General features: G+C 60.9%; 21 protein-coding genes and 1 other RNA gene. 12 read left to right on the top strand and 10 right to left on the bottom strand.

From position 1 onward, the window contains the following. Positions 1-99: 99 nt before the first annotated feature. The 8 genes from ACSQ8V_RS10840 to trxA all read right to left on the bottom strand — a co-directional run bounded on the left by ACSQ8V_RS10840 (position 100) and on the right by trxA (position 9,050). Positions 100-1,479 (bottom strand): MATE family efflux transporter, encoded by a 1,380-nt coding sequence (locus tag ACSQ8V_RS10840; protein WP_436205718.1) that lies wholly within the window; start codon positions 1,477-1,479, stop codon positions 100-102. Between the two features lie 2 nt (positions 1,480-1,481). Continuing rightward, the gene (locus ACSQ8V_RS10835) at positions 1,482-3,245 is read right to left on the bottom strand and encodes an ArnT family glycosyltransferase (RefSeq protein WP_213761879.1); all 1,764 of its coding nucleotides are present in this window, start codon (positions 3,243-3,245) and stop codon (positions 1,482-1,484) included. A gap of 305 nt (positions 3,246-3,550) precedes the next feature. After that, the gene (locus tag ACSQ8V_RS10830; RefSeq protein WP_031356448.1) at positions 3,551-3,805 is read right to left on the bottom strand and encodes a type B 50S ribosomal protein L31; all 255 of its coding nucleotides are present in this window, start codon (positions 3,803-3,805) and stop codon (positions 3,551-3,553) included. 173 nt (positions 3,806-3,978) lie between these two features. After that, positions 3,979-4,827, bottom strand: coding sequence for a zinc-dependent peptidase (locus tag ACSQ8V_RS10825; RefSeq protein ID WP_436205717.1), 849 nt, complete (start codon positions 4,825-4,827; stop codon positions 3,979-3,981). 47 nt (positions 4,828-4,874) lie between these two features. After that, complete coding sequence (locus ACSQ8V_RS10820; RefSeq protein WP_436205716.1) at positions 4,875-6,422, bottom strand: MFS transporter; 1,548 nt, start codon at positions 6,420-6,422, stop codon at positions 4,875-4,877. Continuing rightward, on the bottom strand, positions 6,422-6,901 hold the full coding sequence (locus tag ACSQ8V_RS10815) for a MerR family transcriptional regulator (protein WP_436205715.1): 480 nt from the start codon (positions 6,899-6,901) through the stop codon (positions 6,422-6,424). The genes ACSQ8V_RS10820 and ACSQ8V_RS10815 overlap by 1 nt, the downstream gene beginning before the upstream one ends. 176 nt (positions 6,902-7,077) lie before the next feature. Continuing rightward, positions 7,078-8,343 (bottom strand): transcription termination factor Rho, encoded by a 1,266-nt coding sequence (gene rho, locus ACSQ8V_RS10810; protein ID WP_031356444.1) that lies wholly within the window; start codon positions 8,341-8,343, stop codon positions 7,078-7,080. Between the two features lie 380 nt (positions 8,344-8,723). Then, on the bottom strand, positions 8,724-9,050 hold the full coding sequence (gene trxA / locus ACSQ8V_RS10805) for a thioredoxin TrxA (RefSeq protein ID WP_031356443.1): 327 nt from the start codon (positions 9,048-9,050) through the stop codon (positions 8,724-8,726). A 413-nt stretch (positions 9,051-9,463) separates the two neighbouring features. Between trxA and ffs the strand changes: the two genes are divergently transcribed. The 6 genes from ffs (at position 9,464) to ACSQ8V_RS10775 (ending at position 15,629) form a co-directional block, all read left to right on the top strand. Further along, an RNA gene (ffs, locus tag ACSQ8V_RS10800) (signal recognition particle sRNA small type) lies at positions 9,464-9,562 on the top strand. A 304-nt stretch (positions 9,563-9,866) separates the two neighbouring features. After that, complete coding sequence (gene dnaX, locus ACSQ8V_RS10795) at positions 9,867-12,722, top strand: DNA polymerase III subunit gamma/tau (protein WP_436205714.1); 2,856 nt, start codon at positions 9,867-9,869, stop codon at positions 12,720-12,722. Positions 12,723-13,113: 391 nt separating this feature from the next. Beyond that, positions 13,114-13,440 (top strand): YbaB/EbfC family nucleoid-associated protein, encoded by a 327-nt coding sequence (locus tag ACSQ8V_RS10790; RefSeq protein WP_158934461.1) that lies wholly within the window; start codon positions 13,114-13,116, stop codon positions 13,438-13,440. Positions 13,441-13,475: 35 nt separating this feature from the next. Continuing rightward, complete coding sequence (recR, locus tag ACSQ8V_RS10785) at positions 13,476-14,072, top strand: recombination mediator RecR (protein WP_031356440.1); 597 nt, start codon at positions 13,476-13,478, stop codon at positions 14,070-14,072. Between the two features lie 44 nt (positions 14,073-14,116). Beyond that, positions 14,117-14,341 carry a DUF1653 domain-containing protein gene (locus ACSQ8V_RS10780; protein ID WP_031356439.1) on the top strand — a complete coding sequence of 75 codons (225 nt, stop codon included), beginning with the start codon at positions 14,117-14,119 and terminating at the stop codon, positions 14,339-14,341. Positions 14,342-14,423: 82 nt separating this feature from the next. After that, complete coding sequence (locus ACSQ8V_RS10775) at positions 14,424-15,629, top strand: CaiB/BaiF CoA transferase family protein (protein ID WP_213761531.1); 1,206 nt, start codon at positions 14,424-14,426, stop codon at positions 15,627-15,629. A 44-nt stretch (positions 15,630-15,673) separates the two neighbouring features. Here the strand turns inward: ACSQ8V_RS10775 and ACSQ8V_RS10770 are convergent, their stop codons facing one another. Continuing rightward, a complete protein-coding gene (locus ACSQ8V_RS10770; protein ID WP_213761530.1) occupies positions 15,674-16,648 on the bottom strand; it encodes an NADPH:quinone oxidoreductase family protein in 975 nt (324 codons plus the stop codon). A 196-nt stretch (positions 16,649-16,844) separates the two neighbouring features. Between ACSQ8V_RS10770 and surE the strand changes: the two genes are divergently transcribed. The 6 genes from surE (at position 16,845) to rlmD (ending at position 23,307) form a co-directional block, all read left to right on the top strand. Then, entirely contained in the window at positions 16,845-17,603 is a 759-nt protein-coding gene (surE, locus tag ACSQ8V_RS10765) for a 5'/3'-nucleotidase SurE (protein ID WP_436205713.1), read from the top strand. Beyond that, positions 17,600-18,838: a protein-L-isoaspartate(D-aspartate) O-methyltransferase gene (locus ACSQ8V_RS10760; RefSeq protein ID WP_436205712.1), complete on the top strand. Its 1,239-nt coding sequence runs from the start codon at positions 17,600-17,602 to the stop codon at positions 18,836-18,838. The genes surE and ACSQ8V_RS10760 overlap by 4 nt, the downstream gene beginning before the upstream one ends. A 5-nt stretch (positions 18,839-18,843) precedes the next feature. Beyond that, a complete protein-coding gene (locus ACSQ8V_RS10755) occupies positions 18,844-19,833 on the top strand; it encodes a peptidoglycan DD-metalloendopeptidase family protein (protein WP_436205711.1) in 990 nt (329 codons plus the stop codon). Between the two features lie 11 nt (positions 19,834-19,844). Beyond that, a complete protein-coding gene (rpoS, locus tag ACSQ8V_RS10750) occupies positions 19,845-20,939 on the top strand; it encodes an RNA polymerase sigma factor RpoS (RefSeq protein ID WP_436205710.1) in 1,095 nt (364 codons plus the stop codon). 42 nt (positions 20,940-20,981) lie between these two features. Then, a complete protein-coding gene (locus tag ACSQ8V_RS10745) occupies positions 20,982-21,758 on the top strand; it encodes a 3'-5' exonuclease (RefSeq protein WP_436181896.1) in 777 nt (258 codons plus the stop codon). Positions 21,759-21,945: 187 nt separating this feature from the next. Continuing rightward, on the top strand, positions 21,946-23,307 hold the full coding sequence (gene rlmD / locus ACSQ8V_RS10740) for a 23S rRNA (uracil(1939)-C(5))-methyltransferase RlmD (protein WP_436206638.1): 1,362 nt from the start codon (positions 21,946-21,948) through the stop codon (positions 23,305-23,307). 106 nt (positions 23,308-23,413) lie between these two features. Here the strand turns inward: rlmD and ACSQ8V_RS10735 are convergent, their stop codons facing one another. After that, a complete protein-coding gene (locus ACSQ8V_RS10735) occupies positions 23,414-24,112 on the bottom strand; it encodes a Bax inhibitor-1/YccA family protein (RefSeq protein ID WP_031356430.1) in 699 nt (232 codons plus the stop codon). Positions 24,113-24,281: the final 169 nt, after the last annotated feature.

Raw genomic sequence — 24,281 nt, 5'->3', positions numbered from 1 at the left:
ATTTTACCGGAATGTTACGTCATCCTTGCCAATTGTTTTCATTTTATGACAAGACGATGTGAACTGATTGCATCGAGTGCGCGGTTGCGGCGGTTGAACCTAAACCGGCTCGGCCCCTGCGCGGACGCGATCGTTTGGAATGTGCCGCGTGCTGATCCGACGCCAGTAGAGAAACAGTCCTACGCCGGCCACGCCCAGGCTTAGCGAGTTCGCTACCCAGAACCCGCGTGCGCCTTGCAGCCATGCCGGCGTAAAACCGCCCACGTCGAACCCGAGCACGTACCCGCCGCCCAGCCCGATACCCCACAGCGCAACCGCGTAGATCACCGTGGGTACGACCGCCACCTTGTAGGCGCGCAACACGAAAGCCGTGGTGATCTGGAGGGCATCGAAAAAATGATAGAACGCCACAATGGCCAGCAGCGGCATGGCCGCCGCGATCACCTGGCTGTCAGGCGTGTAGGCCTCAAGCAAGTACGGTCGCAGTGCAAACAGCGCCGCGCCGTACACGCACGCAATACCGCACGACAACGTAATGCCGTGGCGGGCGAGCGAACGGGCGGCATCGAAACGTTGAGCGCCGAGTGCTTGCGAGACAAGGGTCGCGGACGCCACGCCAATGGACAGCGGCGTCATATAAAGCACCGCGCCAATGTTGCCGGTGATCTGATGTCCAGCCAGCGTGGTCGTGCCAAAGTGCGAGATGAACAACGCCATGAAGGTGTATGACGTCACTTCGATCAGATACGACAACCCCATCGGAATGCCGAGTTTGAGCAACGCCTTTTGACGCTGCCAGACGGGCCAGCAAAAGCGCGAAAACACGCCGAACGGCCGGAAGAACTCGACACGCAGAAGCACCGTTATGCCGACAATGGCTATGATCCAGTTGATGATCGTGCTGGCAATGGCACAGCCCGGACCACCCAGCGCCGGCACGCCGAAACCGCCGAAGATGAACCACAGGTTGAGCGGGACCTTCAGCATCAGCGCGCCGATTTGCAGAAACATGACCAGGCGTGGTTTGCCGACGGCGTTCGTGAGCGAGCTATAGACACGAAACGCGAGACCCGCGGGCAGTCCAAAAGAAAGGATGCGCAAATAGGCGAGGGTGCGATCGTGCAGGGCGGGGGGTGTATCGGCGATTCTCAGAAGAGGCTGCGGGAAATACAGGCAGACAAAGCCGATCACCGATAACACCGCCGCCAGCCATAACGCCTGCCGGACTTCCTCGCCAATCTCGGCTTCGTGCCGCGCACCGAACAATTGTCCGGCGATGGGCTGCAACGCCGTCAGAATGCCGGTCAAGCCGATATAGACGGAAATGTATATCGACGAACCCAGGCCGAGTGCTGCAAGATCCGTCGCGGAATAGCGTCCGACCATGGCGGTATCGATCACAGCAAACGCGATGATCGCCAACTGCCCGATCAGCACCGGCCACGCCAGGGCCACGATCTTGCGGACGTCCGGCCACATGATCAGTCGCTTCCGCGATGCAGCGACTTCGGTCGCACCCGCTTGACCGGCGCCACCGGCCGCTCGATGCGCACATACAGCCGGAACCGTTCGTCCCGGTCGGCCACGCGCCGGCCTTCCCACACGAGCTTCCACTCGAACGGCGAGATCGACGACGGTTCGCCGTAATCTTGCGTGTCCTGGCGCAGGATGACGTCGCAGTCTTCATCGAAGGCGAAATGCATGCCGCCGAAATACGCGAAGGTCGAAATCTGCGCATCGCCCAGACGCACCGGGGAAATACAGGTGTAGTCAGGCGGCAGATGATCGGCAATCTGTTCGGCCACGTCGCGATACGTCCGGCTGTAGTTCACCACCGGCAACCACAGCGTCATCAGCAGCACCCACATCAGCGTGGTTCCCGCACTCGACAGCACGACGCTGCGCCACAGCACCTTCGGATGACGTGCGAGACGCCAGCGCGCGAGCGAAAACCAGCATATCGTCACGGCGACCGCGCACACGAACGACAGGATCTTGAATTCGGGCTGGAAACCCGGCGCGAGACGCGCGAGATTGCGCGCGAGCGGCGCGGGGAAACTAAACAGGCCCGCGGTCCAGACAAGCCAGACGAACGTGGCGAGCAGGGTGAAACTCAACATGGCGAACCAGTCGATGGCGTTGATCGCCCCGCGCTTGAGCGTAGGCAGCGCGAACGTGGCCAGCACGGACAACGGCGGCAGCAACAGCATGAACAGGCGGTTCGACTGATGACTTTGCAGGATCACCAGCACCAGCAGCGGCCCGATCACCGATAGCGGCACAGCCACGTGTGGCGAGCGGCGCAGTCCGCTCCAGCTCACAAAGGTCCAGATAGCGAGCGGCCACGCGGGCCACGTGAAGAGCGGCAGGTTCTTGAGGGCGTAGGAGAGCGCCTGGATTGGCGAACCGGAAAACGAGTCGAAGCTGTTACGCCACCATTGTCGCAGCCACCATTCGCCGTCGTCCGGATAGAAGTGCAGCACCGGCCACACCCATGCGCCGATCAGGATGACCGCGACGGGCACCCCGAGCACAACCAGATAGAACGGCCGCACCTCGCGCACGATGACAGTCATGGCCAGCGTGCAGATCAGCAGTGCCAGCACCAGCACCGGGCTGCTCGACAAACCCACGAAGCCAATAGCCGCGCCCCAGATGAGCGCGCCCTGGATCGGCTTGTCGCAACTGCGCACGAGGCCGTAGAGCAGCATGGCGGTGCCGGCGAACTGAGCAAGCTGGGGCGTGGTTTCGTGGCCGCGCTCCGCCAGGCCGAAGCACGCGAGCAAGATCAGCAGCGCGCCGTCGGCGAGTGTGCGGCCGTAGTCGCGCGGCTCGGGCTCACCGCCAAAGGCGTATTTGAACGGTTGTGCCTCGTCGCGCCGGCCAAGTAGATACGCCGTGTACCAGACGAACGCGCAGGCGATACAAAACAGTAATCCCGTTACCACGCGCGATGCATTGCTTGCATCGACCCACGGGCTCAGCAGGCGGATAAAACCCGCGCCGAACCAGTACATGAACGGGCCGTCTCCGGTGAGCGCCTTGCCGACCAGATTCGGCAGCAGCCAGTCTTTCACGCTGCCGTTGGCCATTGTCCACATCACGCCGAAGCCCGCTGCGTCCTCGTTTTTCCATGGGTCGCGGCCGAACAGTCCAAACGACGCGTAGATGATACAAATGGCGAGCAGCAGCCAGCGCGGCAGGGCGTTGGTGGCGGAGGCGGTCAGACGGACGACATTTCGCATGCGTTTGGGCGATGGAACGAAACTGATGGAGCGCGGATGAAGCAATGCGGCGGCGCTTGGGTCGTGCATGACACGCGAATCTCGTGCCTTGGCGGGTCGTGCGATTTTTACCGAATCCGGCATTGTAGACGGGCGGCGTCGCGCGCGTCATTGCGGTGCTTATTTGCGTGGGGGTTTGACGGGGCGAGTTCGCCCGATTGGCTCCAGATTGCCCCGATGCCTGGGCAGAGACGGTCGCACAGACGAAAAAAAGGCAGCTTTCGCTGCCTTTTTTCGAATCCAGCCTTGGCTGCTTTCTCGACTAGTTACTTCTTTGCCGAAAATGCTGCGAACTTCTTGTTGAACTTCTCGACGCGGCCGGCCGTGTCCATGATCTTTTGGTTACCGGTGTAGAACGGATGCGATTCCGACGACACTTCGATCTTTGCCAGCGGGTACGTCTTGCCTTCGAACTCGCCGGTTTCGCGCGTGTTGATGGTCGAACGTGTGATGAACTTGAAGTCATTCGACATGTCGACGAACAGCACTTCGCGGTAATTCGGGTGAATGCCTTCTTTCATGGTCTTTCCTTGGTATCTGTTGGTAGCCAGCCCACCCGGTTTGCGGGTTTTGCGCATTTTTTCAAGCCGATCCTGCGAGCGCGAGCCACTTGCCTGAGGTCGAAAAGCGGCAATTATGCCAGAAAATCAGCCGTTTGACATGTTTTCAGGGCACCCGGACTGAGGCATCGGGTTCATTCCTGCCCCGGCGCGGCCAGGGCTGCCAGCGCGCCCACGCCCGCCGGGTCCTGCCGGTAATATCGCGCAAGCAGGCGATACAACTCCGGATATTCACGCTCGAACGCCACGGGTTGCACAAACAGCGCCTCGCTGCAGACCGCAAAAAACTCCGACGGATGGTCGGCGGCGTAGGGATCGATCAACGATTCACGCTCAAACCGGCCCCAGCGGCGCGGGGGAACGGCATCGACCTGAGCGCAGAAATGGTCGTAGGCGTGATCGAAGACGTCGTTCCAGGCATTGGAATCGAGCGGCGCGTGCCAGCGTCGAAAGAGCGGCGGATGGCCGTCCGCCTCGCCATTGAGCATGTCGATCTTGTGTGCAAACTCGTGGATCACCACGTTGTAGGCGTCCTCGCCATCGGTCATCTGCGCGTCTTCCCACGACAGCACGACCGGCCCGCCTTCCCATGCCTCGCCGCTTGCATCGTGTTCAATCTCGTGCACTACGCCCGCCTCGTCCTCGACCGTTTTGCGAATCACGAACTCGCCCGGATACACGATCACGCCGACCCAGCCGCGGTAAAGTTCCAGGCTCAGATTCAGTACGGGCAGGCAGGCCTGCGCCGCGATGGCGACGATCATCGCGTCGGTGAGCGTCAGATCGTGGGCGGTCGAAAACTCCTTTTCCGCGATAAACAACGTTGTACATTCGCGCAACCGGGCGCGTTCTGCGTCGTCGAGATGGCTGAAAAACGGCAGGCGGTCGAGCGTGTTTTGCCAGAGCGTATCGTTGATGGCGTGTTTGCGCAGCGCTCTTTCACGACGATTCCCGCTGATCAGCCGGGTCAGGAAATTGGCCATGAGGTCCGTGTTTGTCCTCTCGATGTTCTCTCGAATTGCTCGCACGCTCAATCGATCTGTTTCTGCCAGAGCGCGAATACGCCGCCGCAAATCGCCACGCCCATCAGGAAATAAAAGCCATCGAGCGAAGCCAGGAAACTCGCCTGTTGCGCGACCGTACGGGCAATGGTTGCTATAGCCAGCGCGTGGGCATCGACGGCTGAATGGCCTGCCGCGGTAAAACCGTTCGCCAGCGCATTCGCGGCGTTCTGAAACTCCGGATTGTACGGATTCACGGCTTCGGCGAGGCGCGACTGATGCAGCGCTTCCCGATGCTGTTCAACGATAATCACCGCCGCCGTCGCAAACGAGAGCGTCAACTGCCGCACGATATTCTTCAGGCGGTAGCCATGCGTAAACTCCTCGATCTCGAAAATCCTGAACGTCAGATTCGCGACGGGCAATACGATGAAAAGCAGCAACCATCCACGCAGCAGCATGGGCAGGACGAGATCGCTTTGAGCCACGTCCGGCGACATTCGCGTCATCAGCCAGCCGACCAGCGCCGCAATCGCAAAACCCGGCACGATGATCCATTTCTTGCGCTTCACGTACTTCGTATACCTGAAATACAGAAACAGCGCGGAACCCGATATCAGCGAGGTAATGCCGACCAGCCGGCCGGTGTTTTCGACCGGATAACCCAGTCCCTGTTCGAGGAATCGGGAGATCAGGTAGCTGAACCCCGTCGACTCGAAGTAATAGAACATGTACAGCACGAGGCCGACCTGAAACGAGCGTTGGCGCAGCGCGTGGAGGCGCACGAGCGGTGCGGGATGATGCCATTGATGCCATGCAAACCAGGCGAGGGCGCCGATACCCGCGACCGTCAGCAGCACGAGCGCGGGCGAGGTGCTGAAGTGCACGAAGCGCACTTGTTGCATCACGATCTGCAGCGCGCCCTGCGCGAATGCAAATAATAGATACGGCCAGAAACTTGTCGCGCCACGTTCCTCTCGCACCACATTGCCGGAGTCAGGCAGCGCGAGCATCGCCAGCACGGCAAACGCGAGCCCTGCGGGCGCGGTGCAGGCGAACAACGCGCGCCAGTCGAAATGCGACACCAGCCAGCCGCCAAGCAAGGGCGCAACCGCGCTGCTGCCCACAATCAGGATCAGGAATGCCCGCGTTGCGCTGGAGCGTTTTTGCGGCGTAAAGCTCACCTGGATCAGGATGCGGCAGGCGCCCATCATCGGACCGATGAAATAGCCTTGCAAACCGCGCGTGAACATCAGTTGCAGCGAGGTTTCGGTGAGCGCCGACATCATCGCGCCGCACGCGTACAGCAACATGCAGCCGGCCACATATCGGCGGTGCCCGAGGCGGTCCACCCACCACTGCTGCTGCAAAATTCCGAGCACGGCGGCGACTGCGTAAGCACTCGATGACCACACGAGTTCATCCGGTGACGCATTGATTCCGCCCGCAATGTAGCTGGCGAAAAACGAGAAGATGGCGTTGTCGAAGTAATCCAGCCCGGTCACGAGCGCGAGGACCCACGGGAAAAAATCGCCGCGCAACCGCTCGACGGTGAACACCGGCGCCCGCGCGCTCATTACTTCTTGCTCCCGGCTTTCGCGCCCGCCTTCGATCTTCGTTCAAGCAGCGCGTCAGCAGGCTGACCGGCGAGCCGCGCTTCCACGTAATCCAGGTCAAGGCGCAGTTCGGCGCGCACCGCTTGCGCTTCTTTTAGCTCGCGGCGCACGGATTCGATACGGCTATCGATCGCATTGAGTTGCTGCTGCAGACCCTGGCGGATGTCCGCCAGCGAATCCGGCGAATAGCGGTTCTGACCGGCTTCCGTTTTTTCGAGCGGCCGCTTGAGCATTTCCACAATGCCATGCAGCGAAAATCCCAGCGATCGCAGCCGCAGGATCCGCCCGAAGCGCTCGAGGTCGTTTTCGTCGTATAGCCGATAACGCCCCTCGCTACGGCTGGGCGTAAGCAGACCGCGTTCTTCGTAGTATTTCAGCGTGCGCGGGGTGACGCCGAGGCGTTCGGCGGCGTCCCGTACGGTGAGCAGTTCGCTGGACATGGTGCTGGCCGATGGGTTTATCGGCGGATGATGATGTCGCGAAATTATAGACCAACATGAACGTGAACGTTCACGTCTACAATCGTGTCACTCATTTCGGCAGACGAAAAAAAGCCGCCCGCGAATGCGGGCGGCTTTCATGTTTCGAACCAGCGCGTTGGATCAACTATGTTGAATTAACTACCGCCGCGGCGCATCAGATCGAAGAATTCAGCGTTGTTCTTGGTTTGACGGATTTTGTCGAGCAGGAACTCCATGGACTCGACTTCGTCCATGTCGTGAATGAACTTGCGCAGCACCCAGACTTTTTGCAGCAGGTCCGGCTTGATCAGCAGTTCTTCGCGACGCGTGCCCGACTTGTTCAGGTTGATCGACGGATACACGCGCTTTTCTGCGAGACGGCGTTCCAGATGCACTTCCATGTTGCCGGTGCCCTTGAACTCTTCGTAGATCACGTCGTCCATCCGGCTGCCGGTTTCAATCAGCGCCGTGCCGATGATGGTCAGCGATCCGCCTTCCTCGATATTGCGTGCCGCGCCGAAGAAGCGCTTCGGACGTTGCAGCGCGTTGGCGTCCACACCGCCGGTGAGCACCTTGCCCGACGCCGGGACAACCGTGTTGTAGGCGCGTGCGAGACGGGTGATGGAGTCGAGCAGAATCACGACGTCGTGCTTCATTTCGACCAGGCGCTTGGCCTTTTCGATCACCATTTCCGCGACTTGCACGTGGCGCGCGGCGGGTTCGTCGAAGGTGGAGGCAATCACTTCGCCGACCACCGAGCGCTGCATTTCGGTCACTTCTTCAGGCCGTTCGTCGATCAGCAGCACGAACAGCACGATGTCCGGGTGGTTCGATTTGATCGCATGCGCAATGTGCTGCAGCATCACGGTCTTGCCCGATTTCGGCGATGCCACCAGCAACCCGCGCTGACCCTTGCCGATAGGCGAGATCATGTCGATGATCCGGCCCGTCACGTTCTCTTCACCGCGCATTTCGCGCTCGAGCGGCATCGGTTTGTTCGGATGCAGCGGCGTCAGGTTCTCGAACATGATCTTGTGCTTCGAGGCTTCCGGCGCCTGGCCGTTGACCTTGTCCACCTTGACCAGTGCAAAGTAGCGCTCGCCGTCTTTCGGCGTACGCACTTCACCTTCGATGGTGTCGCCTGTGTGCAGATTGAAGCGCCGGATCTGCGACGGGCTGATGTAGATGTCGTCTGTGCTGGCGAGATACGAAGTCTCGGGCGAGCGGAGGAAGCCGAAGCCGTCAGGTAATACTTCGAGCGTGCCGTCGCCGAAGATCGTGTCGCCGGTCTTGGCGCGCTTTTTAAGAATCGCGAACATCAATTCCTGCTTGCGCAGTCGATTGGCGTTTTCGATCTCCAGGCCATTGGCCATTTCGATCAATGCGGAGACGTGCTGAGACTTGAGCTCGGATAAATGCATACGGATTTCCCGCCAGGGAGAAGAGGTACAACAGAGAATTTGGGAGGAGAAGTGAGCTGAACGCTCAAGGACCTAAACGTCTTGCCGTCTTAAGAAACGTCTTGCAGTCTTAGGATTCTAGCATAGCACATGCCGGCAGGGCCTCGGGTGGCCATGGTGACAGTGTGATTTGTTCATGTTGTGGCCTCACAACAATCTGCTGGAATCTCACGTGCAGCTAACTGCTTTTGCTGTCTTTACTTGTATTTGCCGATGCTGCCCGAATGAGACGCGGCTCAGGCGTCGGGTCGTGCCGCTGGGAGGCAGTTGTTCCGCGAGAGCCGGAAATGCCGTTGCGGGCTTTCCGGCTTCGAGTCACAACTGCGAGTCACAGCTTCAAATCACAGGTTGCTGTCCAGAAACGCGGTCAGTTGCGACTTGGACAATGCGCCGACCTTCTGCGCGGCGACTGCGCCATTCTTGAACAGGATCAGCGTGGGGATACCGCGCACTCCGAACTTGACAGGTGTCGACTGGTGCTCGTCCACATTGATCTTCGCGATCTGCAGGCGGTCGCCGTAATCCTTGGCCACTTCGTCGAGGATCGGAGCAATCATCTTGCAGGGACCACACCATTCCGCCCAGAAGTCGAGCAGGACAGGTTTATCCGATTTCGTGACGTCCTGGTCAAAGGATGCGTCGCTGATATGTTTGATCGATTCGCTCATTATGTGAATACCTCTATGAATTCGAGGCCCGCGTTTGAATGCTCGCCACGATACACCAAAACAGGAAATAGTTCGCCGCGCTGCGGGGTGTAGAGCCGCTCGCTTGGGTGGGCGCATACCGTTGCCGGAAAAGCCGCATTCTGCCCGTCACACGGTGATTAACCGGTGCTTCAAATTGTCATCTTAGCTTACTTTGCTATCTGTTGCCGGGTACCGATAGGCCCCGTCTGGATGAATCTCCAGCACCCGATATTGCGGCGTATTTATACAGCCAGTGCATGCCGCAACGCTGCTGCTCCCAGGTCATGCCCAGGTCATGCCCAGGTCATGCATATTGCGATTGCGCGCCTGAATTGCAATAGCACCCTCCTTGGTGGTGGGCGCGGCGATCCTTCTCTGATATGATTCTCCGTGACGGGCCTCCTCGCATGGTGGCGCGGTCAACCTGGTCAGGTCGGGAACGAAGCAGCCACAGCCGTTTTCTACCAGTGCCGAGGGTCGGGCTCGTCACCTTCGCTTTTCGTGTTTGTTTTTCGTCATCGTCTAGTCGTTCTCCGTCCCTCGCTGTATTCGCTATTTTTCGTCACGTCCCCGTAGTTTCGCCATCGTTTTGTCCCTCGTTTCACACTTTCTGTATTCCGGGTTTCTCGCGTCTTGTTAAGGTTTGCGTTTTTCGTACGCTTACTTTTCACGTTTTTCGCCCTTGAAAAAGCCACTCTGCCGGTATGCGGGCTAGGTTTCTGCGCGCTGCTTCCACGGGAGTGAGTCTCTTGGCGAAACGCTTTTGCCTCTTGACGTTGCTGATACAATTTCGGCATGACCTATCAAGTTCTGGCACGCAAGTGGCGGCCCAAATCTTTCGCTTCGCTCGTTGGCCAGGAGCACGTGGTACGCGCGCTCACGCACGCGCTCGACGGCGGACGGCTGCACCACGCCTATCTGTTCACCGGCACCCGTGGTGTCGGCAAGACGACGCTGTCGCGGATCTTCGCCAAGGCGCTCAATTGCGAGACCGGCGTGACATCCACGCCGTGCGGCGTATGCCGGGCGTGCAAGGAGATCGATGAGGGACGGTTTGTCGATTATGTGGAGATGGACGCGGCCAGTAATCGCGGCGTGGACGAAATGGCCGCGCTGCTCGAGCGCGCGGTGTACGCCCCCGTCGATGCGCGTTTCAAGGTCTACATGATCGACGAAGTGCACATGCTCACGAACCACGCGTTCAACGCCATGTTGAAGACGCTGGAAGAGCCGCCTGCACACGTCAAGTTCATCCTGGCCACCACCGATCCCCAGAAGATCCCGGTCACCGTGCTGTCACGCTGCCTGCAGTTCAATCTGAAGCAGATGCCGGCAGGGCAGATCGTGGGGCATCTGGAACATGTGCTCGGCGAAGAGCAAATCCCGTTCGAGCTGCAAGCGTTGCGGCTGTTGTCGCGTGCCGCAGACGGCAGCATGCGCGACGCGCTTTCGCTCACTGACCAGGCCATTGCATATTCGGCCAATCAGGTCACCGAGGAGGCCGTGCGCGGCATGCTCGGCGCGCTCGATCAGAGTTATCTGATCCGCTTGCTCGATACCCTCGCGGCCGGCGACGGGCAGGGCGTGCTTGGCATCGCGGACGAGATGGCGTTGCGCAGTTTGTCGTTTTCCACGGCGCTGCAGGACTTGGCCGGGTTGTTGCATCGAATCGCGTGGGCGCAGTACGCGCCGGCTTCGGTGCTGGACGAATGGCCGGAGGCCGCCGATATCCGCCGTTTCGCCGACTTGCTCAGCGCCGAGCACGTGCAACTGTTCTATCAGATTGCAACGATCGGCCGCGGCGAGCTGGGTCTGGCACCCGACGAATACGCCGGTTTCACCATGACCCTGTTGCGCATGCTTGCGTTCGAGCCCGCGGGTGGTCCAGGTGGGGGCGGCGCGCGAGTGAGGCAGGCGGTTGTGGGTGCGCCCAGTGTCGGCGGGACACGTGAGGCGGCGCCGAGTGGTGTCGTAGCTGGTGGGACGGGTTTATCGGCCGCGGGTGTTGCGACGCCGGCAGTGAAGCGCGTAGTCAATAGCGTCTCTACCGGAGCGGCCACGACGGGTTCGGATCGCGAAAAAACGCCGCTGCCGCGGGATGCGGGTCAATCGGCGGTGATCGGGCACGGCGCTGCTGCGGATGGACACGATTCGACGTCGTCGCCGCCGGTAGCTGGTTCGGGATCCGTCTCGCGCGAAAGTCTTGCAGCAACTGGTGTCGATGTAGCGCAAAGCCTCGCGGTTGAGCCGGCGCCGGCTGCGACGGAGAGGGTGATCGCGGAGCCTGATCAACCGGCTGAGGTTATCGATATCCCCGCCGTTGCCCAGGCTCGCGTCATCGATCCGGAAGATGCAGCGCAAGAGAAGACTGAAGCGCTGACGGACAAATCTGTCGACGATCGGCATGACGATGGCGCAAAGATCGACGCAGCGGATACGCAAAGCGCTCCGACGACCACTCCTGCCGGAGCGGGGTCCCCTGAAGTAGCGGCACTATCTTCTGATCCGCAGCCTTGGGCCGACGCGCCTTCGTCATCTGCCAGTTCCGATGCATCGCCGGATGACGTCCTGGCTATTCCTGAGTCGGAAGCCGATTCCAGCTCCGCGACGCTTGCCGCAGCCGCCCAGGAACTCGTCGATCGCGCCGCTACCGATCGGGTCGAGAACCGGGTCGAAAACCGGGCTTTACCGCCGGCTGAAAAACCCCCATCGCCACGTGCGGCGGGCGGTGCTAGCGCCGCGCTCGATGTGTTACGTAGCGCGGGCATGCGGGTATCGTCGGATCGCGGGGCGCGTCCTCCAGAACCCGTGCGCAAACCCGCAGCGAAGGCGACGCCGACCGTGCAGGTTCCTGTGCCACGCCGGCCTGCTGCTTCGGCCGATCGAAGCGCAGCACCCGCGGCCGACTCAAGGTTTAACGGTGCGCAGCCGAACGTGAACGGCAATGATGCAAATACCGGAGCGCCGCGCGGCGCTAACGGCACTGGCGGCACTGGCGCTATCGCAAGCAAGAACACCGGCGGCGCAACGCCACCGTGGGAAGAAATGCCGCTGGACGACTATCAACCGGTATCGTCGGAAGAGGGCTATTTCATGCCGCCCGACGATGGTTTCATGCCGGCGTTTGACAGCGGTCCCGACGACCTGCGGTTTAACGATGCACCTGCTGCCAAGCCAGCGCCCAGAGCCGATGCACGCCCGCTGCCGCCGGCTGTCCCGCTCGATGCCATTGGCGTGAGCGGTGACTGGCCAACGCTTGCCGTGGATTTGCCGCTGAAGGGCATCGCTTACCAACTCGCTTTCAATAGCGAACTGACCGCGTGCGACGGCACATCCATCACGCTTGCCGTGCCGGTCCCGCAATACGCCGAAAGCGCACAGGTCGCGAAGCTGAAGGCTGCATTAACCGATAAGCTCGGCCGGCCGATCGACGTGAACGTGAATGTCGGCCCGGCGCGTCGCACGGCCGCCGCGGTCGATGCCGCCACTCGCGCGCAGCGCCAGCAGGAGGCGGAGCAGGAGATTACGCAGAACCCGTTCGTGCAGTCGCTGATCCGCGATTTTGGCGCGAGTATCGTGCAAGGTTCGATCAAGCCGCTGGCATCGGGTAGCGCACAGGATGGCGGCCAGAACGCGGCATCGGCGAACTGATGTTTTTTCCGTGGGCGAGGAAAGGCTGGCTCGGTAGCGCGGCAGGCGGCGGAACATCGCGGACGCTGCACTGCAGGCAAGCACGCAGTGCTCAGGCTCCGAAAACCGTTAAGCTACGCAGCCCGTGAGAATCCTGGAAAGCGATAAAGCCAGAACCCCCGCGCGGCGAACGAGTCAGAGCGTCATACCGAGAGAGTTGCGCAAGCACGGAGGTGAGAACCCCCCCTTCACGCCGGACGGCTCGAACGAACATCGAAACACTCGCTGCAAAGCATATAAAGCACAAAGGCAACAACCTCACCCATTCACAGCCGGCGCGAACCCGGGCCGATCCCGAACCGCGCGGCATGCACTCATTCTCTTTACCCCGTTTCCAGCAAGGAGCCCGACCATGATGAAGAACCAACTCGCCGGCTTGATGAAGCAAGCTCAGCAGATGCAGGACAACATGAAGAAGATGCAGGACGAACTCGCCCTGGTCGAAGTGGAAGGGCAGTCCGGCGCAGGTCTTGTGAAGGTGACCATGACGTGCAAGAACGACGTCCGCCGCGTAACCATCGACCCGAGCCTGCTCGCCGACGACAAGGACATGCTGGAAGATCTCGTTGCCGCTGCATTCAACGACGCCGTGCGTAAAGCCGAAGCCACCACGCAGGAAAAGATGAGCGGCATGACGGCCGGCATGCCGATGCCGCCGGGTTTCAAGCTGCCGTTCTAAATACCTCAACCCTCAGAGCATAGGGTTCCAAGCGCATGAAACAACCTTCCGCCTTGTCGGCGCTCGTCGAAGCGCTGCGCGCGCTGCCGGGCGTGGGTCCCAAGTCGGCGCAGCGCATGGCCTATCACCTGATGCAGCACGACCGGCCGGGCGCTGAAAAGCTCGGCCGCTCGCTGATGTTCGCCACCGAGCATCTGCAACACTGCGAAAAATGCAATACGTTCACCGAGGCGGCGATTTGCGAAGTCTGCATCGACCCCGAACGCGATCCCGAACTGCTCTGCGTGGTCGAAACGCCCGCCGATCAGATCATGCTCGAACAGACGCTGACGTATCGCGGACTGTATTTCGTGCTGATGGGACGGCTGAGTCCGCTCGACGGCATCGGGCCGAAAGAGATCCATTTCGATCGCCTGATCCAGCGCGCCACCGACGGCCTCGTGAAGGAAATCGTGCTCGCCACGAACTTCACGAACGAAGGTGAGGCGACCGCGCATTACCTCGCACAGACCCTCAAGTCGAAGGGCCTGAAGGTGACGCGCCTTGCGCGCGGCGTGCCGGTAGGCGGCGAACTCGAATACGTTGACGCGGGCACGATCGCGCGTGCAATGCTGGACCGGCGCTCAGTTTAGACAGCAGTTTGTAGACGTCAGTTACACCGCAACAAGGCAAGGATATGACCGAAGCAGAAGCATTGGCGCTCGCCACGCACCGGCATTACAAGGGCGGTTTATATCGCGTGATCGGCGTGGCGCGGCATTCAGAGACGGAAGAGCCGATGATCGTCTATGAGCACCTCTGGCCGCACGATCATGGCCTGTGGGTGCGTCCGGCGGAACTGTTCAACGGCACACTCGCCGACGGTTCGCCGCGGTTCAAGGCGCTCGACATTCCGCTGTAAAAGGCCGTGTGGCGCTTCAAGCTCTCAAGCCACTTCAAGCCGCTTTGAAAACCGCTGTGAATACGACAACGAAGGGGACACCATGAGCGTTTCTACGGGACCGCTCGCCGGCGTCAAGGTGCTCGAACTCGGTACGCTGATCGCCGGGCCGTTCGCCTCGCGCTTCATGGGCGAGTTTGGCGCCGACGTGATCAAGATCGAAGATCCGAACGGCGGCGATCCACTGCGCAAATGGCGCAAGCTGTATCCGGAAGTGGGCGGAACATCGCTATGGTGGGCCGTTCAGGCACGCAATAAAAAGTCGGTGACGGTCAATCTCAAGTCTCCAGAAGGCAAGGAAATCGTCCGGCGGCTGGCGAAGGAAGCCGATATCGTCGTCGAGAATTTCCGGCCGGGCTTGCTCGAGAAACTCGGGCTGGGCTATGAGGTGTTGTCTGCCGAGAACCCCGGCCTCGTGATGGTGCGGCTGTCGGGTTACGGGCAGACCGGGCCGTATCGCGACCGGCCGGGCTTTGGCGCTATCGCTGAATCGATGGGCGGATTGCGCCACATCACCGGTTATCCGGACCTGCCGCCGCCACGCATCGGCATTTCCATTGGCGACTCCATTGCAGCGCTGCATGGCGTGATCGGCGCGTTGATGGCGCTGCATCATCGGCAAGCGAATGGCGGCAAGGGGCAAGTGGTCGATGTCGCGCTGTACGAAGCCGTCTTCAACATGATGGAAAGCGTCGTACCCGAATACGGCGTGTACGGCATGATCCGCGAGCGCACGGGTGCGTCGCTGCCGGGCATCGTGCCGTCGAACACGTATCCGTGCCGCGACGGCAGTATTGTGATTGGCGGCAACAGCGATCCAATCTTCAAACGGCTGATGCTCGCGATCGGCCGCGAAGACCTGGGCAACGATCCCACGCTGGCATCGAATGACGGGCGCGTGCCGCGCACACGGGAAATTGACGACGCTATCCGCGTATGGCTTTGCACCCGCTCCATAGATGAGGCACTTGCCGTGCTGAACGCCGCGGATGTTCCTGCCGGCCGGATCTATAGCGTGGCCGATATGTTCACCGATCCGCAATACATCGCGCGCCAGATGATCCAGCATTTTCCTTGGCAGGATGGCCGGGAGATCGCGCTGCCGAACGTCACGCCGAAGTTGTCGGAGACGCCGGGCGAGACACGCTGGCTTGGCCCGCAACTCGGCGAACACACGGACGACGTCCTGCAATCGCTCGGGTATGAGCCTGACGAGATTGCGCGGCTTCGGGCGAACAAGGCGATTTAAGTTTCCACGGTCTTGGTTTATGCCAGCCACCGCCTCGCGATTCGTCAAGGTTCGATCACGATCTTTCCCGACACGCGCCGGCTGGCCATGTCGTTCAATGCCTCGGCGGTCTGCGCAAGGGCGTAGCGCTTCGTGACGTGCGGCCGTACCCGGCCGTCCTTGATCCAGCCGAAAATCTGCTGCAACGCGGCGCTCGCCAGGTCGGGCTCGCGCTGGATATGCTGGCCCCAAAACACGCCAACAATACTCGCGCCCTTGAGCAGCGCGAGGTTGAGCGGCAGCTTCGGAATCTCGCCGTTCGCAAACCCGACCACGAGATACCGGCCGCGCCACCCGATGCTGCGAAAAGCCGGTTCCGCATACTCGCCGCCGACCGGGTCGTAGATGACGTCGGGCCCGTTCCCGTCCGTCAGCACCTTGATCCGTTCGCGCAGGTTTTCACTCGTGTAGTCGATGGTGGCGTCCGCGCCATGTTCCACGCACAACGCGAGCTTTTCCGGACTCGACGCCGCCGCAATCACGCGCGCACCAAGCGCCTTGCCAATTTCCACCGCAGCCAGCCCGACGCCGCCCGCAGCGCCCAGCACGAGCATGGTTTCGCCGGCCTTCAGTGCGCCCCGGTCGACCACGGCGTGGTGCGAGGTGCCGTACGCGAGCGTAATGGCCGCGGCGCTGGCGAAGTCGATGTCGTCGGGCAATGGCATACATGCCGCCTCGCTTGCCAGCGCCTGCTCGGCGAACGCACCTTGCGCCGTGTAGGCGGCGACCCGCATGCCGGCCTTCAACCGCTTGACGTCAGGGCCTACAGCCCGCACCACACCCGCGAACTCGGAACCGGGCGTGAACGGCAGTTCGGGCTTCATCTGGTACTTGTTCTGGATCACGAGGACGTCAGGGAAGTTCACGCTGGCGGCGCGTACGTCGATCACTACCTGGCCCGGCCCGGGCTGGAGGTCGGGGAGTGTTTCCAGAACGAGGGAGTCCGGTGGGCCGTACTGGTTGCATCGAATGGCGCGCATGGTGTCTCCGGGTGAAATTACCGTGATCTGGCAGTGTAGATCAGGGCTGCATGAGCGTGCGCCTGTCCCTGTCTCGTTGGCCGAAAGGTCTATAAAACGCGTGCGACTTGCCCGCAGTAAAGCGCTATAGCAGACCGTTTGGCCGAGTGTCCCGCCGTCGATCCGCGGGCCTTCCGTCCTCGGTTACAATCGTCGGATGCGAATTCTACTCAGCAACGACGACGGTTATCTGGCCCGCGGCCTCAACGTGCTGCACGTGGCCATGCAGCCGCTTGGCGAAGTCACCGTGATGGCGCCCGAGCAAAACTGCAGCGGCGCTTCGAACTCACTGACGCTGTCGCGGCCGCTCACCATTCACACTGCGGCGAATGGTTTCAACTACGTGAACGGCACGCCAACGGACTCGGTGCACATCGCGCTCACGGGCATGCTGGCCGAGCAGCCGGATCTGGTGGTATCGGGTATCAACAATGGCCAGAACATGGGCGAGGACACGCTGTATTCCGGTACGGTCGCCGCTGCCACGGAAGGGTTCATGTTCGGCGTGCCGGCCATTGCGTTTTCGCTGGTCGGGCGCGACTGGCTGCATCTGGAAGACGCGGCGCGCGTGGCGGCAGACATCGTCGCGCACTTTCTCGCGCACCCCATGCCCGGCCATCCGCTGCTCAACGTGAACATTCCGAGTCTGCCGTATGACGAGATGGGCGAGTGGCGCATTACGCGGCTGGGCAAGCGCCATCCATCGCAGCCGGTCGTTCGGCAAATCGATCCGCGCGGTAACCCGATCTGGTGGATCGGGCCGTCCGGCGACGCGCTCGATGCAAGCGAAGGCACGGACTTCCACGCGGTGGCGAACGGCCATATCTCGATCACGCCGCTGCAACTCGATCTGACGCATACCAAGCTGCTGTCCGCTACGCGCGAGTGGGCCGAGGCACGGAGCCGCCGTTCATGACGGACGAACGCGCGAAACGCTTTCCGCTGGCGCTCGCCGACCTGGTGCGCGAGCCACGCAAGACGGCTGCGCGTCCCGATGCGCGCAGCAAGCCGGCATTGAAGGCGATCTCGGGCGGCGGCGTTCAGAAATCCGCGGCGGCTGCGCACAAGGCCTCTGCGGTTGCACCGAAACTGGCGGGCGGAAGGGCAGTAAAACCGTCGGCTGGCATGCATCCCGGCACGAAGGTGAGTGCGGTGGCGAAACCTGAATTGAAGGCGCTCGCGGGCAATACGGCGGCGCGAGGCGTGGCGGGCAGCCCGGCTGCATCGATGGGAGAGGGGCATCGTCCGGCCCCAAGATTGCATACTGCATCGAAACCTTCCACAGTCGTCGCGCATCATCAGCCCGGCGCGCTGCGTTCGGGTGCGCGTCCGAACGAAACGCGCGATGTTCAGCCAAGGTCCACGACGCACTTGAAGCCGGATGCAAAATCGAATTCACAACCGGCGAATTTACAACCAGCGAAGCTGCAACCGGCGCCGCAGCCCGAGGTCAAACCGAACACCGTCCGAAAAGCTGCATCCCAGGGCGGGCAGCAAAGCACCCACGCGTTGACATCGGAGCGAGTGCGTGAGCGCATGGTCGAGCGGCTGCGTGCCAACGGCATAACGGACGCACGCGTCCTCGCCGCCATGGCCGCAGTGCCGCGCCATATGTTCGTCGATCCCGGCCTTGCCACGCAGGCTTATGAAGATGCGGCGCTGCCGATCGGTCATCATCAGACTATTTCGAAGCCGTCGGTGGTCGCGCGGATGATCGAGCTGGTCGCGGCCGGACGGACGCTCAGGAATGTGCTGGAAATTGGCACGGGCTGCGGGTATCAGGCGGCTGTGTTGTCGCAGGTCGCAACCGACGTGTATTCCATTGAACGGATCCGGCCGTTATCAGAGCGCGCAAAGCTGAACCTGCGGCCGTTGCGCGTGCCGAACATCCGTCTGCATTACGGCGATGGCCGTCTCGGACTGCCGGCGGTTGCGCCGTTCGACGCCATTGTGATTGCTTGTGCCGGACTCGACGTTCCGCAAGCGTTGCTCGATCAACTCGCTGTAGGCGGCAGACTTGTTGCGCCTGTTGGATCCCAGACGGCGCAAGCGCAGATACTGACGCTCGTCGAGCGCGTTTCGCCCACTCAATGGCGCGAGTCGCAGCTCGATCGGGTTTTCTTTGTACCCTTAAAATCCGGAGTGATTTGACACCGATGAGTATGTTGCGTGCTAAACGAGAAGTGAGCGCGAACCCCGGTCTGTCGGTGGTTCAGCGCGGTGTATGCGTCGTGGCGCTGTCCGCACTGGCCGCCTGCGCGACCCGGATGGATCAGGCGCCCGTCGTCGACCGGACTGGATCCGCTATCGGCACGCAGGCTGCCCAGGATGGAGCCGTGTTGCCACCGGGTCCGCCGCCACCGGGTTACTACCGAGTGAAGCCGGGTGACACCCTATACCGGATCGCACTGGAAAACGGCCAGAATTATCGGGATATCGCGTCATGGAACAACATGACGAACCCGAACCAGATCGAAGTCGACCAGTTGTTGCGCGTGGCACCTCCGGGCGCCAATCTCGCGGCTGCAACGCCGGGCGTTTCTACCGCTCCGATTGTCGGCGGCGGGGTGCAGGCCCAGCCGCTCAACAATACGTACGGAGCGAATCCGTCTGCGGCTCCCGGCACCAATGGCTACGCAAATGGCGGCACGCCGGCGGCGCCGAATTACGGCACGTCGTCCGGCATGGGAGCAATGCCGGGCACAGCGGCGCCAGGACTTGCCATGACGCAGCCGCCGGGAACCGGTGTTGACAACGGCGCGGCCGCGGTTCCGGCTGCGCAGCCGGCGTTCATCTGGCCGGCGCGCGGACCGATTCTCGGGACGTTCGATGACGCGAAGAACAAAGGCTTGAACATTGGCGGCGCAACCGGAGATCCGGTCAATGCGGCCGCCGACGGACGGGTCGTCTACTCCGGCAACGGTCTGCGCGGATATGGCAATCTCGTCATCATCAAGCACGACGCAACTTTTCTTACCGCGTACGCACATAACAGTGCTTTGATGGTAAAAGAGGGAGACGCGGTGACAAAAGGGCAGAAAATCGCCGAGATGGGCAACAGCGATTCGGACCGCGTGATGTTGCATTTCGAAGTCCGCCGGCAGGGCAAACCTGTCGACCCTCTGAAGTATTTGCCGCCGCAATAAGCGAAGCCATCATGCCTAAATCGAAGCGCCAACCGCCGCAAGCCGAGACTGAGACAATCAGCCGACCCACGCAGACAACGGTGGAAGACGGCGCTTCGAGCCAGGCAGACGAATCTGAAGGCGAAACGGCCGACGCCGAGCTCGATTCAGACGAAGACAGTGGCGCGAACGGCAAGGATGCCGTCGAGGCTGCGGCTGAATCCGTACCCGACGTCGACGACTTCAAGTCTATTTTGCAGGCCGAACTCACGGCCGACACAATCCAGCATTACCTGAATCGAATCAGCGTGAAGCCGCTGCTGACAGTCGAGGAAGAGCAACGCTATTCGCGGCTGGCGAAAGCCGGCGAATTCGAAGCGCGCCAGGTCATGATCGAGCGCAATCTGCGGCTGGTGGTCAGTATCGCGAAGGGGTATTTGAATCGTGGCGTGCCGCTGCTCGATCTGATCGAGGAGGGCAATCTTGGTTTGATGCACGCTATCGAAAAATTCGATCCCACGCGTGGTTTCCGGTTTTCGACGTATGCCACGTGGTGGATCCGGCAGAGCATCGAGCGCGCGATCATGAATCAGGCGCGCACGGTGCGCCTGCCGGTTCACGTGATTCGAGAACTCAATCAGGTGCTGCGCGCGAAACGTCATCTCGAAAAAAGCTCGGCGAATTCGACGGCGGCCATTGCGCCGGACCGGCGCGACGCGAGTATTGATGACATCGCGCATCTCACCGGCAAAACGCCCGAGGAAGTGACAGACATCCTCGCACTCAACGAACACACGGCCTCGCTCGATGCGCCGTTGGATCTGGATCCGGCGAGCAGCCTGCTCGATCTGCTGTCCGACGACGCAAGCCAGTCTCCGGATTCGGAAGTTCAGCATCGCGAACTGGAAACGCTCACGAAGCTGTGGCTTTCCCGTCTCTCCGACAAACACCGGCACGTGATCGAGCGCCGCTTCGGTCTGAACCATATTGAGCCGGCCACACTCGAAGAACTCGCCGACGAAATGGGGCTGACGCGCGAACGCGTACGCCAGATCCAGCAAGAAGCGCTGGTGCGGCTCAAGCGTTTCTTCGCATCGAACGGTGTGCGAAAAGACGCCGTGCTCTAGTAGGCGAGGCGCGGTCCTTGCAACGCTGTCCTTAAAAAAATAATGACACCCATTCTCGTATTCGACATCGAGACGATTCCCGATGTCGACGGTATTCGCCGTCTCGACTCTCTTCCCTCCACGCTGACCGACATCGAGGTGGCGGAGCATGCGTTCGCCGCGCGCCGCGAAAAGGTCGGCAACGACTTCCTGCCGCATCATCTGCAGCGCATTGCCGCCATTTCGTGCGTGTTTCGCGATAACACGGGTTTTCGCGTCCGTTCGCTCGGCACGACGACGGATTCAGAGGCGTCGCTGATCCAGTCGTTTTTTCGCGTGATCGAAAAATATACGCCGCAACTCGTTTCATGGAATGGCGGCGGTTTCGATCTGCCCGTGCTGCACTATCGCGCGATGGTGCATGGCGTGGCCGCGTCCCGCTACTGGGACCAGGGCAACGACGATCGCGAGTTCCGCTACAACAACTACATCAGCCGTTATCACGCGCGCCACACTGACCTGATGGACGTGCTCGCGATGTACCAGGCGCGCGCGAACGCGCCGCTCGATGCGCTCGCCAAGCTGTGCGGTTTTCCAGGCAAGCTGGGCATGGACGGCGGCATGGTCTGGCAGGCGTACTCGGAAGGGCGCATAGAAGAAATCCGCAATTATTGCGAGACGGACGTGGTCAACACGTACCTGATGTATTGCCGTTTTCAATTGATGCGCGGCGGGTTTTCCGCAGAAGAGTATGCCGACGAGATCAGCTTCGTAAAGAATGCGCTCGCGCTTGAGCCGGCGTCCCACTGGGCGGAATATCTGGCCGCGTTCGACGACTGAGCACCGCGCCGGGGCTCTCCCGGCATCGTCTACAATCTCGCTTTCGATGCTCTTTTCCGGGGTCTTGGCCCCGCTTTTCGTTTCGTTTTCCACTTCCCGATTGTTCATCTTTTCACATTAGCCAGGAAGTCCGCAGGTGTCTCACGCTCGAAAAAAATCGCGTAATCGCTGGAATCCGCCGACTCGGATTGTTCCTCTGGACCCTTCGGCCGCGCCGCTCGAGATCGAAATCAAATCGCTCGATATGGATGCCCAAGGTGTTGGCCGCGCGACGGCCGAGGACGGCTCGGACGGCAAGGTTATTTTCGTGGAAGGCGCGCTGCCGGGTGAACGCGTGTTGTACGCGAGCTTTCGCAGGAAGGCCGCATTCGAGCAGGCGCTGCTAATCAAAATCCTGCGTGAAAGCGTCATGCGCACGCGGCCGAAATGCCCTTATTTCAGTAAATGCGGCGGCTGCTCCATGCAGCACCTCGACGTGCGAGCGCAGATTGCCGTCAAGCAACGCGTCCTCGAGGATGACCTGCAGCATATCGGCAAGCTCCACGCGGAAACGATCTACCGGCCCATTCACGGGCCGTCGTGGGGATACCGGTATCGGGCGCGGCTGGCTGTGCGGCTGATCGCGGGAAAGGGTGGCGCGCTGGTGGGATTCCACGAGAAAAAGAGCAGTTTTGTCGCCGATATGGAAACTTGCGACGTCCTGCATCCGAATGTGTCGGCGCTGTTGATGCCGCTGCGCGCGCTCGTCCGCGATTTATCCATTCGCGACCGGCTGCCGCAGATCGAAGTGGCCGTTGGGGCCGAGATAACCGCACTGGTGCTGCGAATTCTTGAACCACTGACGCAGACGGACGAAGCGCTGCTGCGTATTTTCGCCGATGCCCATGGCGTCCAGTTCTGGCTGCAGCCAAAGGGGCCGGAGACGGCTTACCCGTTTTATCCTCTGGGGCAGGAACTGGCTTACACGCTGCCGGAATTCGGCATCCGCATGCCGTTCAAACCAACCGATTTCACTCAGGTCAATCATCAGATCAACCGGGTACTTGTCAGCCGCGCGTTGCGACTGCTGGCCGCGCAGCGCACGGATCGGGTACTGGATCTGTTTTGCGGCATCGGCAATTTCACGTTGCCGCTCGCGCGGATGGCGCATGAAGTGGTGGGTATCGAGGGAAGCGCGGGCCTGACCGAACGTGCGCTGGAAAATGCCAGGACAAATGGCGTCCGTGAGCATACGTCGTTCGCATGCCGAAACCTCTTCGAGATCACAGCAGACGATTTTCGCGCGCTAGGTCCCTTCGACAAGATTCTCATTGATCCGCCGCGTGAGGGCGCGCTGGCGGTATCGAAGGCGTTGGGGGAGATTGCTCAGAGCGGCGAGGGTGTGTTGCCCAAGCGGATTGTGTACGTCTCCTGCAATCCGGCAACACTCGCCCGAGACGCGGGCGTGCTCGTGCGCGATGCCGGTTATCGCATGAAGGGCGCGGGAGTGGTGAACATGTTTCCGCATACATCGCACGTCGAATCGATTGCGCTGTTTGAGCGCGACTGAATCTCAGGCTTTGAATCCCCAAGCTTTCTGAGCACAAAAAACGAGCATAAAAAAACCGGCCTTCGAAAAGGCCGGTTTTTACGCGCGAAGCAGGATCAACGCGCAATCAGTTCCGGTTGCCACCAAAGATACCGAGCAGCATCAACAGGTTCGTGAACACGTTGTACAAGTCAAGATAGATCGCGAGCGCGGCGCTGATGTAATTCGTTTCGCCGCCATTCACCACGCGCTGGACGTCGAACAGCATGTACGCCGAGAAGATCACGATAGCCAGCACCGATACCGTCAGCATCAAGGCCGGCAGGTGCAGGAACACGTTCGCGAACGCGGCCAGGAGCAATACCAGTACGCCCATGAAGAGCCACTTGCCAAGACCGGAAAAGTCGCGCTTGCTGACCGTCGCGATAGTCGCCATGGCAGCGAAGATCACACCAGTACCACCAAACGCCATCATGATGAGCTGCGGCCCGTTCGTGTAGCCGAGAATGAAGCTCAGCAAACGCGACAGCATCAGGCCCATGAAGAACGTAAAGCCGAGCAGCACGAACACGCCGATGCTGCTGTTTTTGGTGCGCTCGATGGCGAACATGAAGCCGAACGCGATCGCCATGAATGCGATGAAGCTCATGGCGGGGCTGGTAGCCGCGAACAGCGAGAAGCCCGTTGCTACGCCGACCCAGGCGCCCAATACGGTTGGGACCATGGACAGCGCGAGCAGCCAGTAGGTGTTCCGGAGTACGCGGTTGCGGGTTTCGGACGACGTGACGCTACCGCTGCGGCCAAAACCGTAAGGGGATTCGTTCATGGTTTCTCCTTGCCTAAACTTGTGTAAAGCCATCTGGTTCAAAAACACCGGCTTGATTTGCCGTAAAACGCCGACGCTACCGTGCGAAAACACGGCTTTTGTCAGTCAGGCGGCCTGGTTGGACGATTGGCCGCGAAACCTTTAGCTGCATTGTACGCTTCGGACACGA

Origin of the sequence: Caballeronia sp. LjRoot31 (assembly GCF_964253885.1) — a bacterium.
Taxonomy (GTDB): Bacteria; Pseudomonadota; Gammaproteobacteria; order Burkholderiales; family Burkholderiaceae; genus Caballeronia.
Note: the sequence above shows the minus strand (reverse complement) of the source record. Positions and strands in the feature narration are given on the sequence as shown.